The sequence below is a fragment of the Actinomadura macrotermitis genome (assembly GCF_009604375.1).
Taxonomy (GTDB): domain Bacteria; phylum Actinomycetota; class Actinomycetes; order Streptosporangiales; family Streptosporangiaceae; genus Spirillospora; species Spirillospora macrotermitis.
Genome location: NZ_WEGH01000005.1, coordinates 807383 through 822206, shown reverse-complemented (window position 1 = coordinate 822206; position 14824 = coordinate 807383). Strand labels below are relative to the sequence as shown.

16 protein-coding genes, 1 rRNA gene and 1 pseudogene are annotated in these 14824 nt (G+C 69.2%); 6 read left to right on the top strand and 12 right to left on the bottom strand.

Features of this window, described 5'->3' with window-relative positions:
• Window positions 1–104, top strand: a 5S ribosomal RNA gene (rrf, locus tag ACRB68_RS36610); the annotation flags it as partial.
• A gap of 272 nt (window positions 105–376) precedes the next feature.
• Window positions 377–739 carry a transposase gene (locus ACRB68_RS40720; protein WP_207709951.1) on the top strand — a complete coding sequence of 121 codons (363 nt, stop codon included), beginning with the start codon at window positions 377–379 and terminating at the stop codon, window positions 737–739.
• Here ACRB68_RS40720 and ACRB68_RS36600 read toward each other — a convergent pair.
• A pseudogene (locus ACRB68_RS36600) lies at window positions 683–2151 on the bottom strand (IS1634 family transposase). The gene ACRB68_RS40720 and the pseudogene ACRB68_RS36600 overlap by 57 nt on opposite strands.
• Window positions 2152–2333: 182 nt before the next feature.
• On the opposite strand from ACRB68_RS36600, the gene ACRB68_RS36595 reads away from it, so the two are divergent.
• Window positions 2334–2690: a VOC family protein gene (locus ACRB68_RS36595; protein ID WP_153540677.1), complete on the top strand. Its 357-nt coding sequence runs from the start codon at window positions 2334–2336 to the stop codon at window positions 2688–2690.
• Between the two features lie 3 nt (window positions 2691–2693).
• On the opposite strand, the gene ACRB68_RS40715 is transcribed toward ACRB68_RS36595, so the two are convergent.
• The 7 genes from ACRB68_RS40715 to ACRB68_RS36560 form a co-directional block, all read right to left on the bottom strand.
• Window positions 2694–2882, bottom strand: coding sequence for an alpha/beta fold hydrolase (locus ACRB68_RS40715; RefSeq protein ID WP_207709950.1), 189 nt, complete (start codon window positions 2880–2882; stop codon window positions 2694–2696).
• 24 nt (window positions 2883–2906) lie between these two features.
• On the bottom strand, window positions 2907–3362 hold the full coding sequence (locus ACRB68_RS40710) for a hypothetical protein (RefSeq protein ID WP_207709949.1): 456 nt from the start codon (window positions 3360–3362) through the stop codon (window positions 2907–2909).
• Between the two features lie 271 nt (window positions 3363–3633).
• Window positions 3634–4026, bottom strand: a complete 393-nt coding sequence (locus ACRB68_RS36585) for a RidA family protein (RefSeq protein ID WP_153540675.1) — start codon at window positions 4024–4026, stop codon at window positions 3634–3636.
• Between the two features lie 602 nt (window positions 4027–4628).
• On the bottom strand, window positions 4629–6065 hold the full coding sequence (locus tag ACRB68_RS36575; protein ID WP_153540673.1) for an MFS transporter: 1437 nt from the start codon (window positions 6063–6065) through the stop codon (window positions 4629–4631).
• A complete protein-coding gene (locus ACRB68_RS36570) occupies window positions 6062–6520 on the bottom strand; it encodes a MarR family winged helix-turn-helix transcriptional regulator (RefSeq protein WP_235960695.1) in 459 nt (152 codons plus the stop codon). The genes ACRB68_RS36575 and ACRB68_RS36570 overlap by 4 nt, the downstream gene beginning before the upstream one ends.
• 1267 nt (window positions 6521–7787) lie before the next feature.
• Complete coding sequence (locus tag ACRB68_RS36565; RefSeq protein WP_153540671.1) at window positions 7788–8198, bottom strand: RidA family protein; 411 nt, start codon at window positions 8196–8198, stop codon at window positions 7788–7790.
• 170 nt (window positions 8199–8368) lie between these two features.
• Complete coding sequence (locus tag ACRB68_RS36560) at window positions 8369–8509, bottom strand: hypothetical protein (RefSeq protein WP_153540669.1); 141 nt, start codon at window positions 8507–8509, stop codon at window positions 8369–8371.
• A gap of 209 nt (window positions 8510–8718) precedes the next feature.
• Here ACRB68_RS36560 and ACRB68_RS36555 point away from each other — a divergent pair, with 209 nt between their 5' ends.
• Window positions 8719–9915 carry an SMI1/KNR4 family protein gene (locus ACRB68_RS36555; protein WP_153540667.1) on the top strand — a complete coding sequence of 399 codons (1197 nt, stop codon included), beginning with the start codon at window positions 8719–8721 and terminating at the stop codon, window positions 9913–9915.
• Between the two features lie 462 nt (window positions 9916–10377).
• On the opposite strand, the gene ACRB68_RS36550 is transcribed toward ACRB68_RS36555, so the two are convergent.
• Complete coding sequence (locus ACRB68_RS36550) at window positions 10378–11040, bottom strand: TetR/AcrR family transcriptional regulator (RefSeq protein WP_153540665.1); 663 nt, start codon at window positions 11038–11040, stop codon at window positions 10378–10380.
• 158 nt (window positions 11041–11198) lie between these two features.
• Here ACRB68_RS36550 and ACRB68_RS36545 point away from each other — a divergent pair, with 158 nt between their 5' ends.
• Window positions 11199–12437 (top strand): oxygenase MpaB family protein, encoded by a 1239-nt coding sequence (locus ACRB68_RS36545; protein WP_153540664.1) that lies wholly within the window; start codon window positions 11199–11201, stop codon window positions 12435–12437.
• Between the two features lie 7 nt (window positions 12438–12444).
• Here the strand turns inward: ACRB68_RS36545 and ACRB68_RS36540 are convergent, their stop codons facing one another.
• Window positions 12445–12855 (bottom strand): VOC family protein, encoded by a 411-nt coding sequence (locus ACRB68_RS36540; RefSeq protein WP_153540662.1) that lies wholly within the window; start codon window positions 12853–12855, stop codon window positions 12445–12447.
• Between the two features lie 51 nt (window positions 12856–12906).
• Window positions 12907–13299, bottom strand: coding sequence for a helix-turn-helix domain-containing protein (locus tag ACRB68_RS36535; protein WP_407924331.1), 393 nt, complete (start codon window positions 13297–13299; stop codon window positions 12907–12909).
• Window positions 13300–13394: 95 nt separating this feature from the next.
• Between ACRB68_RS36535 and ACRB68_RS36530 the strand changes: the two genes are divergently transcribed.
• Window positions 13395–13682, top strand: coding sequence for a DUF1330 domain-containing protein (locus ACRB68_RS36530; RefSeq protein WP_153540660.1), 288 nt, complete (start codon window positions 13395–13397; stop codon window positions 13680–13682).
• 2 nt (window positions 13683–13684) lie between these two features.
• Here the strand turns inward: ACRB68_RS36530 and ACRB68_RS36525 are convergent, their stop codons facing one another.
• Window positions 13685–14824: an FAD-dependent oxidoreductase gene (locus ACRB68_RS36525; RefSeq protein ID WP_153540658.1), complete on the bottom strand. Its 1140-nt coding sequence runs from the start codon at window positions 14822–14824 to the stop codon at window positions 13685–13687.

Genomic DNA, 14824 nt, shown 5'->3' with positions numbered 1-14824 from the left:
GCGAAGGGGAAACACCCGGTCCCATCCCGAACCCGGAAGTTAAGCCCTTCAGCGCCGATGGTACTGCACGGGGGACCGTGTGGGAGAGTAGGACACCGCCGGACTCATATTGGAAAGGGCCCCGCCACTTGTGGCGGGGCCCTTTCGCATTCCCGGAAAACGCATGTCCGGCCCCGCTTGCACGGCGTTTCGGGGACCGACCTCGGTGAGAGGTAGCTCCCCGAGCCCTTCTTGTCTGTTGGCAACCATGCCTGGTGCAGGATATGGGGGTCTTTGAGCTTGGCCGTGCCTGGTGAGCGCGGTCTGGCGTCAGGGAGCCTTTTCAACAGGTGGTTTGAAGTTCGCGGTTGTGTAGTACCGGAATGACTTTGGCCAGGTGTTCGGCGCGGTGCGGGCAGCAGCGCGGCTTGTCCAGGGCGTGCCAGGACTTCGGCCGCGCGGGATCCGCTGCACCATCCCGGACAAGGTCGACCACATCCGCAACCGCAAGGAACCCGGCTCTCGCGGCGGTCGCCCGCCGAAGTTCGTCAGGGCAGACCAGCGCCAGCGCCATGCGGTCGAGTGCGACATCAACTGCCTCAAGAGAAACCGAGCGATGGCCACCCGCTACGAGAAACTCGCCGTCCGCTACGAAGCGACCGTCCTCATCGCGGCCAACATGAGTGACCTGACTTGGCTCAAATTAGTGCGCACCGCGGTCGTGGATGCGGGTGAGGGCATCGCGGAGGTCGTCGGGTAGCGGGTCGACGGCGGTGAGGGTGTGCTCGCCGGCCTGGATGTTGATGGTGCGGTAGCGGCGGGTGGTGCGCACGAACTTCTTGATCGACCAGCCGGTGGTCTGCTCGATCCACCTGCTGACGGCCAGGGCGGCGAACACGACCGTCAGGTGCGCGTCGATCGACTCGCGCTTGTGGTGGTAGATCGGCCGCGCACGTAGGTCGTGTTTAGACGTTCGGAACGACTTCTCGATGCGGAACAGTCGGTGGTAGGCGTCGATCACGAACTCGGCGGTGACGTCCGGGAGGTTGGTGACGTAGCCTTTGAGGCCGGCAAGGGCGCGTGCCTTGGCTCCGGGGTCCGGTTGACACTCTTGGTGGCGCCGGTGAGCTGGATGAACCGGTTGCGTTTGACCGCGGTCTTGCCGGCGACGGCCTGCTCGGCCTTGGCGACCTGTTCGTCGATGCCGTGCAGGGTGCGCCGAGCCCGGTCCGCCCGGTACTGGTAGTAGATGATCTGGTCGCGGCGCTGGTCCTTGGGGCCGGCAGGCCAGGGCTGGGTGAAGATGTGCCCGTCGGGGATCTGCTCATCCGGGTGCTCGTGGCGCCACGCCTGGACCACGTACGGCACGTCGGGTATCCGCGCGCCGAGGATGAACGACAACCCCGCGGCCTCGATGGCCTGCTGGTTGGCCGCAGAGATCATGCCAGCGTCGGCCACGACCGTGACATCAGCCGGCTGGTGGGCATCCATGAACGCACGGATGGTCGGCAGCATCGTAGTGGTCTCGCCCCGGTTGCCCTCGAACGCGTTAGCCATCAACGGAAACCCGCTTGCGTCGGTGAGCAGCCCGATCGTGATCTGCGGCTCCAGGCGGCGTTCTTTGGAGAACCCGGGCTCACGGAACCCGTCCCCGGCATCGGTCTCGAAGTACAAGGTGGACACATCGTAGAGAACCAGTGACGCCGGCCCCAGATCAGCGGTGCGGGCGCACGCCGCGGCCAACTTCTGCCGCCAGGACTCTTTCGCGAACGCGGGCAGACGCCGCTTGAGGGTCGCGTACGCCGGCGGGTCGAAACCTGCCTCCTCGACCACCCGCAGACTGTCCAGCTTGCTGGTCGGCTCGACGATCCGTGCCAGCACCAGTAATCGGAACACCTCGTCACCACCAGCGGCCTCCTCGAACCCCAACAGCTGGTAGGCGTGGCCGAGCGCGTCCCACAGGTACCCCATCCGCGACGACGTGATCGCAAGCGGCCCACCACCAGCACCACTGCCGGCCTGCAACGCCGCGAAGTCCGGGCCAAAGTAGAGCTCGGGCTGCCCCACAGCCAGACGCTGCCTCGCCACCGCCTTGAGCGCCTCCAACGCCGCATCGTCATGCGCCGAGCCGATGTGCTCGATGTCCCGCGACCCGCGACGCGAGGAGTGCACGATCTGCACCGCCCTGGCCCCCGACGCCGTCTTCACCGTGCGCACATACGCCACGAGAGACAGCCTGGAACCGGCCGCTTAGTGCGCAGATTTTCGCCGTTCACACGACGAAACCGCAGCTCAACAGCCGGCACCCTACCCAAGATCAGCGATCTTGAGCCAAAGTCAGGTACGGTGACGGAATGGTCATGCGGGTGGCGGTTCCCGTGCTGCCGTGCCGAGATGTGCAGGCAGCGCGGTCGTACTTCACGGACGTGCTCGGATTCGACACCATATTCACCTGGGAGACCCCACCCAGCTACGCGGCCGTGATCCGCGACACCGCCGAGTTCCACCTGTACGCCGAAAGCAGCGTCGGCCCGGCCAGGGTGACGGTTGTCGTCGACGACGTCGATTCCTGCCACGACGAGCTGCGCGCCCGCGGCGCCGACATCGTCGAGCCACTGGCTGACCGGCCCTACGGGATGCGCGACTTCAACGTACAGACACCCGATGGGCACTTGTTGATCTTTAGCCAGCCGCTTACCGAGTACGGGTGACCATCAGCGGACCAGCCGGAAGAATGACCGGACCTCGTCGACGAACAACGCCGGCTGCTCGAACGCCGCGAAGTGGCCGCCCTTGCCGGGCTCGTTCCAGTACCGGATGTTCGGGAACCGGCGCTCCGCCCACCGCCGAGACGGGCGCTGCAGCTCCTTGGGGAAGACCGAACAGCCGGTGGGTACGGTCACCGGCGCGCCGGCCGACCCGGAGATCTATTCGTTGACCTGCCGGAGGCTTTCCCAGTACAGCCGGGCGGATGAGGCACCGGTGCCGGGCAGCCAGTAGAGCATCAGGTTGTCGAGCAGCTCATCCCGGGTAATAACCCGATGCAGGTCGCCACCGGAGTCGGTCCACGACCAGAACTTCTCGACGATCCAGGCGCAGAGGGCGGCCGGCGAGTCGACCAGCCCGTAGCCGACCGTCTGCGGCCGGGTCGACTGCTGCACCGAGTATCCGGAGCCCCATTCGTCCGCCTCCCGCAGTGTCGCGAGCGCCGCCCGCTCGGCGCCGGTGAGGTCGTCCAACGTGGCCGGATCGGGCGGTGCGAGCGGCGGCATGAGATGGATGCCGGCGACCCGATCGGGTTGCCGTTGACCGATGCTCGTGGCGATGCTGGTGCCCCAGTCGCTGCCCTGGGCGCCGAACCGCCGGTAGCCGGGCCGGGCCATCAGCTCGCATCACGCGTCGGATATCCGCTCGATCCCCCACCCCGGCGCGGCCGGCTTGTCGCTGAAGCCGTAACCGGGAAGCGATGGGCAGACCCCTGGAACCGGCCGCTTAGTGCGCAGATTTTCGCCGTTCACACGACGAAACCGCAGCTCAACAGCCAGCACCCTACCCAAGATCAGCGATCTTGAGCCAAGTCAGGTCGCCGTCCGCTACGAAGCGACCGTCCTCATCGCGGCCAACATGAGTGACTGCGGTCAGCACCTTCGCGGGTTAGTCGAGGATGGCGTCGAGCTCTAGTTCGACGAGCCAGTCGGGATCGATGAAACGTGAGACTTCAACAAAGGTGCAGGCTGGACGGACCGATGCGAACCGCTCGCCGTGCGCTTGCGCGGCTTCCCTCCAGCGCGTCACGTCCGTGAGCATGATGCGAGTCCGCACGACATCCTCCAGCGACGCCCCGGCTTCCTCCAACGCGGCCTCGGCAATATCCAGGCACCTCTCGGTCTGGGCATAGACGTCGCCTTGCCCTACCGTCGTCCCGTCGTCCCCGATGGGCGCGGTGCCGGCAACCGCGACATGCCTCCCTTTGCGGATTGCCCGCGAAAATCCAATTTGAGGCTCAAGTGGCGACCCAGAACTGACCATCTGCCGAACATGTTCCATCACACCATGCTCTCAGAGCGTCGCACTTTCGATGCACGCCCTAGCGGGCGTGCGGTCCGGGTGGCTGCATTCCTGGGCGCGCACTCGTCCATGGGGTCTGCTCGCGGCCGTGCGGCGAACCGGTCCGACCTGGACCAGGTGCTGTTGGACGCATGACGCTCACCGAGGCGCTGCCATCGATCCCACCGTGGACGGATCGACGCCGAGATGATCGAATCGTCGGGCTTACCCGCACCACCGGGATCGCTGAATCGGGCGATCACGGCAGATCGGGCAGTCGGCCCTACTGTGCTGGCCGACTTCGTCCGGCAAGGCAGGGCCGAAGTGATCCCCGCAGTCGGCTTCGTGCTCGACGCCGTCAGCAAGTGTGGCCAGCGCCTCCTGAGTCGCGGACGAGTAGTCGCCCGCCCGCGTCCTTGACGGCTGGACCAGCCAGCTTGTTGTAGGCAGCAGACTTCTCGGGGTTCGCAATGATGCGCTAGGCGCTGCCCCGATGGCTCTTGGCCGCGGTGCCTCCTGTGTTCGGAATCGATGCTCAGATCCATGGCCGACGCGCTGTAGGTCAGTAGCTTCCTGCTCGACCCGACCGGCCCTGGCCCGGCTCACCGTTCGGAGCCGTGATCGGATGAGCGTCGGCGGGCGAGGGCGAGGCTGGCCATCGTCGTGATCGCCATCGCGGCGACGCCGACCAGTGCCGCGGTCGTGTAGGCGCCGTCATTCGGGAAGAGGCGGCCCGTGGCGGTGCCGGCGGCCAGGACCAGACCGCCGATGGCGCTGCCCAGGGAGTACCCGACGCTGCGGACGACGTAGTTGAAGCTCATGGCGCTCGACGTCTCGCTCTTGGGGGTGACGGCCAGGATGACGCCGGGCATGGCGGCCGAGAAGCTGCCGACGCCGAAGCCCAGCACGCTCATGGCCGCGAGCAGTTCGGCCAGGTTGGACCGGGCGGTGGCGAACAGGACGAACCCGCCGCCGACGATGGCGGCGCTGCCGGCCAGGAGCAGGGGGCCGTCGATCCGCTCGCGGACCCGCGGCGTGAGCTTGCCGGCGACGAACCCCAGCACGGAGAACGGGATGAGGACCAGCCCCGCCACGAAGGTGGTCAGTCCGAAGCCGTAGCCGGCGCTGTGCGGCGTCTGCGCGTAGCGGGTGATGAGCGTGAGCAGGAGGTACATGCCGCTCCCGCCGACGAGCATGGCGATGTTCGCCCCGGCGACCGCCGGGTGCCGTACCGCCCGGACGTCGACCAGGGGCGTCTTGGTCCGCAGTTCGGAAACGGTCCAGGCGCAGAGCAGGAGTACGGCGGCGACGGCAAGGGACACCGCCACGGCGAGGTGCCGGCTCCACAGGCTCCTCTCGCCGGCCAGGAACAGGACGAGGAGCAGTCCACCCGCCAGGGCGAGCGCACCGGCCACGTTCACGTGAGCGGAGCGGCCTTCGGGAGCCGCGGGCATGGAGCGCCACGCGGTCACGAAGGCGATGGCGGTGACGAGCAGGCCGAGGCCGTAGGCGGTCCGCAGACCGCCGAACTCGGCGAGCAGCGCGGCCAGCGGGTAGCCGACGCCGGCTCCGATGATGGAGACCACTGAGATCAGGGCGATCGTGGCCGCGCTGCGCTCCTCGGGAAGATGGTCGCGGGCCACGCCCATCATCAGCGCCGTGAGACCGAGGCCGACGCCTTGGGCCGCTCTGCCCACGAGCAGCCAGGCGAACGGCAGCGGCAGCACGGTGAGCGCGCTGCCGGCGACGACGATCGCCAGCGTGGCGAGAATCGTGGCCCGCCGGTGCGGGCCGGCTCCGAGCCGGCCGAGGACGGGTGTGGCGACGGCGCCGCTGAGCAGGGCGATGGTCAGCGTCCACTGCGCGCTGTCGAGGGAGACGTGGAACGTGGTCGCCACGCTGGTGATGAGCGGTGTCCCGAGGCTGGCGACCGCCGCCACGACCAGGGCGATGAACACCAGGGCGGGGACCAGCAGACGTGCCCCGGAACGTATCGGGGGAGTGCTCATGGGCTGCTCGTGGGCCTGGGGCGCGGTCATCGGCCCGGCTCCTCGCGGGCGCGGCTTTCGAGCTCTGCCAGACGCAGCAGCGCCGGAAGGGCTGCCGCCAGGGCCTCGACCTCGTCACCGGTGAGTTCGTCGATCAACCGCGCGTACGCGTCGACGCCCGCCTGGCGTCGCGTCCGGACGTACGACGCGCCGGCCTCGGTCAGGCACACCAGCGTGACCCGCTTGTCGGAGGGGTCGCTCTTCCGCTCGACCAGCCCGAATTCCTCCATCACCCGGACCAGGACGGTCATCGCGGGCTGGGTGACGCCCTCGGCCACCGCCAGATCGGTGATCCGTCGCGGGCCGGTCTTGTCCAGGGTGGCCAAGGTGGCGGCGGACGTCAGGCTCATGTCGCGGGGAAGGCGTCTCACGGCCCTGGTGGCCAGACCGTAGAGGGCTGACCCGATGGCTTCGGAAGCGCTGTGCGCGGCGTCTCGGCGGCTCATCCCTGAAGCATAACCGATTTATATGAACTCTTTATGTATCTCTGGATCGGGGCTCGGCGGCGCTTGGCCTATAACGCGTTCGCGTAAGACGCACGGCACCGTGATCGCGGCGAGGATCTGCGGCCACCACGTGCGGACGTGCGGCAGCGAGTCGCGCACCGCGGCTTTGAACACGGTGCACATGTCGATCGCGACCACCTGGAGCCCGGCCCGCCACTGGCAGGTCTGGGCGCCGATGCACACCGACACCCTCGCCGTACTGCGGCTCTCGATCCGCCCAACGGCCCGGCACCACCGACCAGACCGAACTTCGCCTCTCCGTGTCGGGTCTCGTCGATCCTCAAGTGCGTCACCGGCGGTGTGTCCTTCGGCAGCGCAGCCGCGTCCGTGAACGCGGTGTTCGCCACTGGACATGACACCTCGAAGCCGCGCGTGGCCTGCACTACCGCCCGTCCGCGATCGGCGACCGCTTCCCCGACCGCGGTGGGATCGACGGCGGCGCCTCGATGGACATCTTGCGCCGGCACTTGCAGTGGTCCGGTGCATACAAAATCAGGGCACGCGCCCTTATCGGCTACCGGTGACAGACGCCGAACTACAGGGAACCCGGGGTCCGTTCAAGCGGGATCGATCGGTCGGCGCTTTCTCTGGCCGGTTCGCTTTGCGTTCACCTGGACGGAGCCGATCCGCACAGAGACTCGGAACCACCGGGCCCAGGACCGATCAAGTCCGGTGGCCAGACTTCCCAAGCACCTCGATGCCACATGAGGACGTGTGCATACCGGTCGACGAAGGGCACTCGGTAGAGGACCCTGATCCACCACGGGACCAGCGCCGGGTGAGCCCGTCCACCGCCGGGCGGCAGCCAATCCCATCCCGGCCTGACTCCAGCGGGCGGCTGCCAGCCGGCAGGAGAGCGATAGCGTTCGGCCGGAAGTCCTCGATCATGCCCCATCACCTCAGGATGGCAGGGCCTTCGGCGACAGGGAAGCTGCGGTTCAGGGACGAACGCTGAGCTTGTCGTTCAACCCTTGATCTTCTCCTAAGGGGCCGAAACTCTCACCGCGGGTGGTCGCGAAGTGTGATGTCTCAAGCTCGGCGGCGGGGTTCGGTCGAATCAGTGCGTCTAACCGCCGGCATCAGGCGCCCGTCCGTGCTCGGGCGGCAGCGTCAGTTCCACCACCGAGTGCACCGCACCCGGAGCACATGATCAGACGAAGGTCGCCCCAGCGTCCGGCGAATGCCCGGTGGGATACGCCGTTCGAGATCAGTCCGGCAGCGCCACGGTGAGGTCCAGTTCGACGAGCTGTCCGGAAAAGCCCAGCTGGGCGACGCCCAGGAGCGTGCTGGCGGTGGTGAACACCGGTCCCAGGGCGGACTCGGTGAGCCGGCGCCATACGGCTCCGAGGTCGCCTTGCTCGTCGCTTCGCACGTAGATCACCGACCGCACCACGTGTGACGGCTCGGCACCCGCCGCCGCCAGGGCGGTGAGCGCGTTCGCGATCACCTGATCGGCCTGCTTCTCGAAGGAACCGGCCCCGACGAGGTCGCCGTTGCGATCGAGCGGGCACTGTCCCGCCAGGTAGGCCGTACGCCCTGCCTCCACCACCGTGATGTGGTGGTAGCCGGGCGTCTGGTGCAGCTGCTCGGGATTGATGCGGGTGATCTTCTCGGTCATGTCCGCAAGTCTGGCTGGCACGGTGGCGGCACGCACCGCAGTTTCGTCTCCGGCAAGCACTTCCCGGCAACCTGAGGTCAAAGAACAAGCTGAGCCTGTCTTCGAGCGGCGTGGACGAAGCGGGCGGCTGTCGGCGGGAGTCCGATCCCTCGGCCGTGAGGGAAGCCCGGTCAGGGCGCTTGAGGAGACCAGAGCCCGTGTTCTTTCAGGATCGTCTCGGCCGTATGCCGGGTCTGCCGGCTTGCGGCGGACGGGCTGATGGCGATCTGGTGGAGCCGGCCGGTGAACGCTCTGATCTCATCGTCCGTCATCCAGCGGATGGTGCAGGAGATCCAATGGTCGGACCGGGCCGAAAGGCCGGCGCCGACTCCTACCGCCTAGCCCACACCCGCCAAGCCGCCGAACACGCCTGACGACCGCGCACTGTGACGGCTGGCCCAGACGCGGCTGGGCTCTTGATGGCGTGCTACCCCCAGGCCGTGCCGCATCCGATGTCAGAGGCGTTCGCCATCCTTGACCGATGGACTGGATGCCCTATCTGCGCCGGTGGAGCGCTGAACGCATTGACGAACACGACCCCCGGCAGCACCAGGAGCCGGCTCCGGCCGCAGTACAGGACCGCTGGCTCGGAGCGCCACCGGCGACCGAGGCCGGGCTGGAGGCCGCCGAGCGGCGACTGGGGTGCGCGCTGCCGCCCACCTACCGGGCCTTCTTGGCGACCACCAACGGGTGGCGCAACCTGCAAGGGATCGTCGACAGCTTCCGCAGCGCCGATCAGATCGGCTGGTTGCACGAGCTGGAACCTCACTGGGCCGAAGGCTGGGCTCACCAGGCGGATGAAGAAGATCTTGATGAAGATGTCGCAGCGCACTTCGGCCAGATCGCTGCCCTGTTGCGCCGCGGCCTGCTGATCTCGCTGGACGCCGACCTGACGATCATCTTCCTCGATCCCCAGGACGTCGACGCAGGCGGCGACTGGGCGGTCTACCAGTACTCCTCCTGGTCAGACCTGGGGCCTCAACGCCATGCCGGCCTGCAGGACTGCTTTGAGGACCTGCACGGCTGGTGGGTCGACCGCGCCCGCGAGGAACGTGCCCGGCTGGACATGGTCGAGGCCACGACCGAGCGAGGGCGGGCTGCCGCGTTGGCCGGTGATGTGGACACCGCGCTGTCACTGCTGAGCGGGATCGAGCAGCAGGGGCACGGCAACCGCGTGGAGATCCTGCTGGGCCAGCTCCGCCTGTTCACCGGCGACCGCCAGGAAGCCGAGCGGCTCCTGGGCTACCCCTTTCCGCAGCTCTTCTGGCAGGAGGAGTACAACACCGACCCGTTGTTCATCGACGAGTTGCTCCCGCTCATGTACCTGCAGTACGAACGGGCCGAAGCCCAGGGCGTCATGTCGACGCTGAAGTGGGCGCTGGGTGCCGAGCACCCGGGCCTGCAGGCCTTGGTCGAGCAACACCGCGCTCGATCCGGCTCCACCGCGGTCGTGTACGGGAACCCTGAATTCGACGCCCAGGTCAAGGCGGCCCTGAAGGCCCATCCCGAACCCAGCGAAGAACTGTGGCAGGCCATCAAGCAGGCGTTCGCTGCCTGGCGTCCACGCAGCCACGAACACCTTGCACCGGTCGCCTTGTTCACCCATCCGGTCTTGGCCACCGTGATCACACCCGAACGCGGCCGCGAACTCCTGGCCACCCCCAGGCCGGCTTCCTGATCCTTCTCACGCAGAGGCCGTTCTAGGGGAACTCGACGCTGGGCCCCAGTTGTTTCCGCCGTGGGAATGGTGGGCGAGGAACCTCCGGTCGCGCGGCGGCTCGGCAGGGCCTCGGCCAGTTGGAGGTCTCCGCCGCAGCACAGCGCGGGCAGCGCCGAACCGGTGACGCAGACGCCGTCGTCGCGCACGGCAGCCGCACCCCGTCCGGCGCCAGGACCGGTGCGACGTGCGCGGGCACGCTCGGGACCCGGCCGCCCTCGCGCCACCCCTTGCCCCGTGGGCCCGCCACCAGAGCGAGTCGTGAGCGACGATCGCCGGGGTGAAGGCCATCTGCCGCAGGCCATGACGTTCCGCCTTGCACCGGCTCCTCTCCGCTGCGAAAGCTCAGAGGGACCGTGCATCAAGGTGAGGTGGGGCGCAACGCTCCGCGAGCAAGGTGACACTGCCGGGAAGTGGCACGTGTCAGCGGGGGTTCGATCCGGGCGCCCTCGGTTCCAGCATGGGGACGAGGAAGCGCCGGGCCAGGGCCGCCAGTTCCTCGTCGTCGTCCAGGTCGACGAGGTGGCTGGGGATCGCCAGGAACGAGGCGGAGATCCGGACCATCATCTCGGCCACCAGGTCGGTGTCCAGGTCGCCCGGCACGTTGCCCGCGCGCTGCTCCTGGCGGAGCTGGCCGGCCACGAAGCGGCGCACGGTGGCCAGGGTCCGGCCGTCGTCGCTGATCATGGAGGGGACGAGCAGGTCCGGCTCGGTCTCCATCAGGCCGCCGATCAGCGGGTTGCCCCGGATGGCGCGCAGCGAGCTCACGAAGCCCAGCACCACGCGGTCGGCGACGGTGCGGGCCCGCGCGATGTCGATGAGGAACCGGTCGAAGTAGCGGCGGAACTCCTGGCGCACCACCTGCTCGACCAGCGCGTCCTTGGTGGCGAACCGCCGGTAGACCGTGATCCGTGAGACGCCGGCGCGCCGGGCCACGTCCTCCATGGTGGAGCGCTGGATCCCGATCCGGCAGAACTGCTCGTAGGCCGCGCCGAGGATGCGCGCGCGGGTCTGGTCGGTGTCGTCGACCCGCTCGACGGCGTCGGTGTACGCGCGTTCGAGCAGCGACTCCCGCGCAGGCTCCATGGGTTTCCTCCCGGTCTCCGATTCTGCCTCAGCGCCGTCGTTTCTGGGCCTTGTGACGGCCGCCACAGTGTGCTGTCATGGCCATGGCGATGATACGCGGTATCGGACTGCGTTTCATTGTATCAAGCAGTGCTCGCGGGTCCGAGGAGGAGCCAGGCATGGAGAAGCCCAGCAGACGCAACGTGCTGATGGCGGGCGGGGTGCTGGGCGCGGTCGGCGCGTTGAACGCCGCCGCGCCCGCGCAGGCGAGCCCGCTCTGGACATGGTCGCCCAAGGGCTCGGTGGCGGGCGCTGGGGAGGGGGCCGACCCGAGATGGGTGTGGGACCCCGAGGCCGACGAGCTGGTCGCCTCGCTGCTCGACCGGGGCGCCGTGCCCGACGTCAACAGGCTCCTGCGGACCTGGACCAAGAACGGCCAGCCGCTGCCCGGCGGCCTGCCGGCGGACCTGCGGGCCTTCATGGAGAAGGCCCGCGCGCTCCCGTCGTGGGCCGACCGGGGCAAGCTGGCCACCGCGTTCGAGTTCAACCAGAAGCGGGGCCTCTACCTCGGGGTGACCTACGGCTTCGCCAGCGGGATGATGAGCACCGCCATCCCGCACGAGGCGCGCGCGGTCTACTACTCCAAGGGCGGCGCGGACATGAAGGACCGCATCACCAAGACCGCCAAGCTCGGCTACGACGTCGGGAGCGAGAAGGCCTTCCAGCCCGACGGCGAGATGATCGTGACCTGCGTCAAGACGCGGCTGGTGCACGCGGCGGTGCGCCACCTGCTGCCGAGGTCGCCGTACTGGACCAAGACCGCCGACGAGCGGATCCCGATCAGCCAGGCGGACATGATGGTCACCTGGCACAGCCTGCCGACGACCGTCATGCAGAACCTGGTCAAGTGGAAGGTGCCGATCCCGGCCGCCGAGTCCGAGGCCTTCCTGCACTCCTGGCAGCTGACCGGGCACATGCTCGGCATCCGGGACGAGTACCTCCCGGCCTCCTGGAGCGAGGCCAACGCCCAGGCCGGGCAGGTGCTCGACCCGGTGCTGGCCCCGACCCCTGAAGGGATCAAGCTGGCCGACATCCTGCTGAACCTGGGCGCCACGATCGACGGCGGGATCCTCACCAAGCCGATCCTCGGCTCGCTGACGCGCTTCCTGCTCGGCGACAAGATCGCCGGCTGGCTGCGCATCCCGCGGGACCCGCTGTGGGACCCGCTGATCACCACCCTCTGGCCGCCGTTCGTCGCCGTCCGCGAGGGACTGCTCGACCTCACCAAGGCGCCCAAGGAGCTGCGGCAGATCTACTGGATGTTCGACGAGATCCTGCGCCAGGGCGCCCTGCTCTTCCTGTCCGAGGGCAGGCTGCCGATCAGCATCGAGATCCCGCAGGCCAACCGGCCGTCCTGAGGAAGCCTCAGGCCTTCGGCTGGGTGAAGCGGATGCTGTTGCCGAACGGGTCGCGGAGACCGCAGTCGATCCCGTACGGGCGCTCGGTGGGCTCCTCGGTGATCTCCACGCCCCGGCTCAGCAGCGTCTCGTAGGTCTTGCGGCAGTCGTCGGTGGCGAAGATGAGCGAGCCGCCCATCGCGCCCTTGGTCACCAGCTCACGGACCTGCTCGGCGGTCTCCTCCGAGAGTGCCGGCGGGCCGGGCCGGTCCAGCCGGACCTCGAACTCGGGACGGCCGGGGACGCGGACGGTCAGCCAGCGCATGAAGCCGAGGTCGATGTCGGAGGCGACCTCCAGGCCGAGCTTGCCGACGTAGAAATCGAGGGCCTCGTCCTGGTCCAGGACGTAGATCTGCGAGTGCGTGATGGCGTTGAACATGGGCTTCACGCTACTGAGCCGGGAGGTGGAGGACTTCTCCGAAACTGCGGTTCACGAGCGCGGCCGCGTCCAGGCCATCGTGAAGCAGGTCGGCACGTCGGCGGCGGCCGCCTCCCTGCGGTAGGCGCGCGGCGACCGGCCGACGATGTCGCGGAACGTGCGGCTGAAGGTGCCCAGGCTGCCGAAGCCGACGGCGAAGCAGATGTCGGTCACGCTCCGGTCGGTCTCGCGCAGCAGGAACATCGCGCGCTCGACGCGGCGGCGCTGCAGGTAGCGGTGCGGGGTCTCGCCGAACGCGGCCCGGAAGGTGCGGGTGAAGTGCGCCGACGACACGCAGGCGATGCGGGCCAGGGCCGGGACGTCCAGCGGCTGCGCGTAGGCGCGGTCCATCGCGTCCCGGGCCCGCAGCATGCGGCGGTTGGACTCCTCTGCGGCGCGGCTCACCCGCCCATCCCACCATGCCGGCGGGATGATCGTCCCGGAGCCGCCGGGACACGGGTCCCTGCCCGTACCGAACGGGGTTCGGTACGGTCCCGGGCATGACGACCTACGCCCTGGCCCAGATCCGCATCCACGACCGCGCGCGCTACGGCGCCTATGTCGCGGGGTTCATGGAGGTGCTGCTCCGCTACGAGGGGCGCCTGCTGGTCGCGGACGAGGCGCCCGAGGTCGTCGAGGGCGAATGGCCCTACGACAAGGTGATCCTCATGGCGTTCCGCGACCGCGGCGCCTTCGAGGCCTGGGCGTCCTCGCCCGAGTACCGGGAGATCTCCAAGGACCGGATCGCCGCGACCACCGGGGTGGTGATCGTGGCGAAGGGGGTGTGACCTCAGATCCGGCCGCTGAGGGAGCGCAGCAGGCTCCCGTACCCGCGCGTGGCCAGGCCCTTCGGCAGGGTGCCGGTGGTCATGCGCAGGAGGGGCCCGCTCTGGCCCAGCGTCCGCGGGCCCGACACCGCGAGCGCGCGCGTGGCGACCGCGGACGCCCGGGCCGCCCGCCGCCTCCGCCGGGACGAGTACGCGTCCACGACCGCCGCCGGATCGGGCGCGGCGGCCAGGCAATCCACCAGCGCCGCCACGTCCTCGAGCGCCTGGTTCGCGCCGTGCGCCATGACGGGCGGCATGCTGTGCGCGGCGTCCCCGAGCAGCACGCACCGGCCCTCGCCCCAGCGGCGCGGCACCTTGTGCCGGGTGTGCGGGAACAATTCGGGGTCGTCGTCGCGCAGCGAGTCCAGGATCCGCGTGACCGGCTCGGCCCATCCGCCGAACCGCCGGCGCAGCATCTCCAGCGGCTTGTCCTCCGGCGGCGTGCCCGGCGACCACGGCACGTCGAAGAACCACTGCACGAGCCCGTCGCCCGCGCCCATGTACCCGAAGTCGCCCTGCCGGCCGAGCATCAGCGTCGTGGCCGGGCCGAGGTCGAACGGGGCCGGCGTCAGCCCCTGCCAGATGGCCGCGCCGGTCCAGGCCGCCGGGCCGTCCCCGAGGACGAGTTCGCGCACCCGTGACCGCACGCCGTCGGCCCCCACCAGGAGGTCGCCGCTGTAGTCCCGGCCGGCCTGCGTGCGCACCCGCACGCCGTCGCCGCCGGCCTGCACCTCGGCGATCCGGGCGCCGAAGTGGAGCGTTCCGTCCGGCAGCCCGCCCGCCAGGCGGGTGATCAGCGTGCCGCGCGGGACCACCCGTGACTCCGACCCGAGCCGTGCCTCCAGCGCCGCCAGGTCGATCTCCATCACCGGGCGGCCGCCCGCCGTCCGCACGCTCAGTGTCGTCAGCCGTTGCCCGAGCCCGTCCGGATCGGCGCCGATGTCCTTGAGGATCGCGGTGCCGTTGCTCCACAGGGTGATGGCGCCGCCGCCGAGGCGCAGCCCCTCCGCCTGCTCCAGCACCGTCACCTCGTGGCCGGCGGCGAGCAGCCCCCGCGCCGCCGCCAGTCCGGCGATCCCCGCCCCTGCGACCAGTACCCGCAT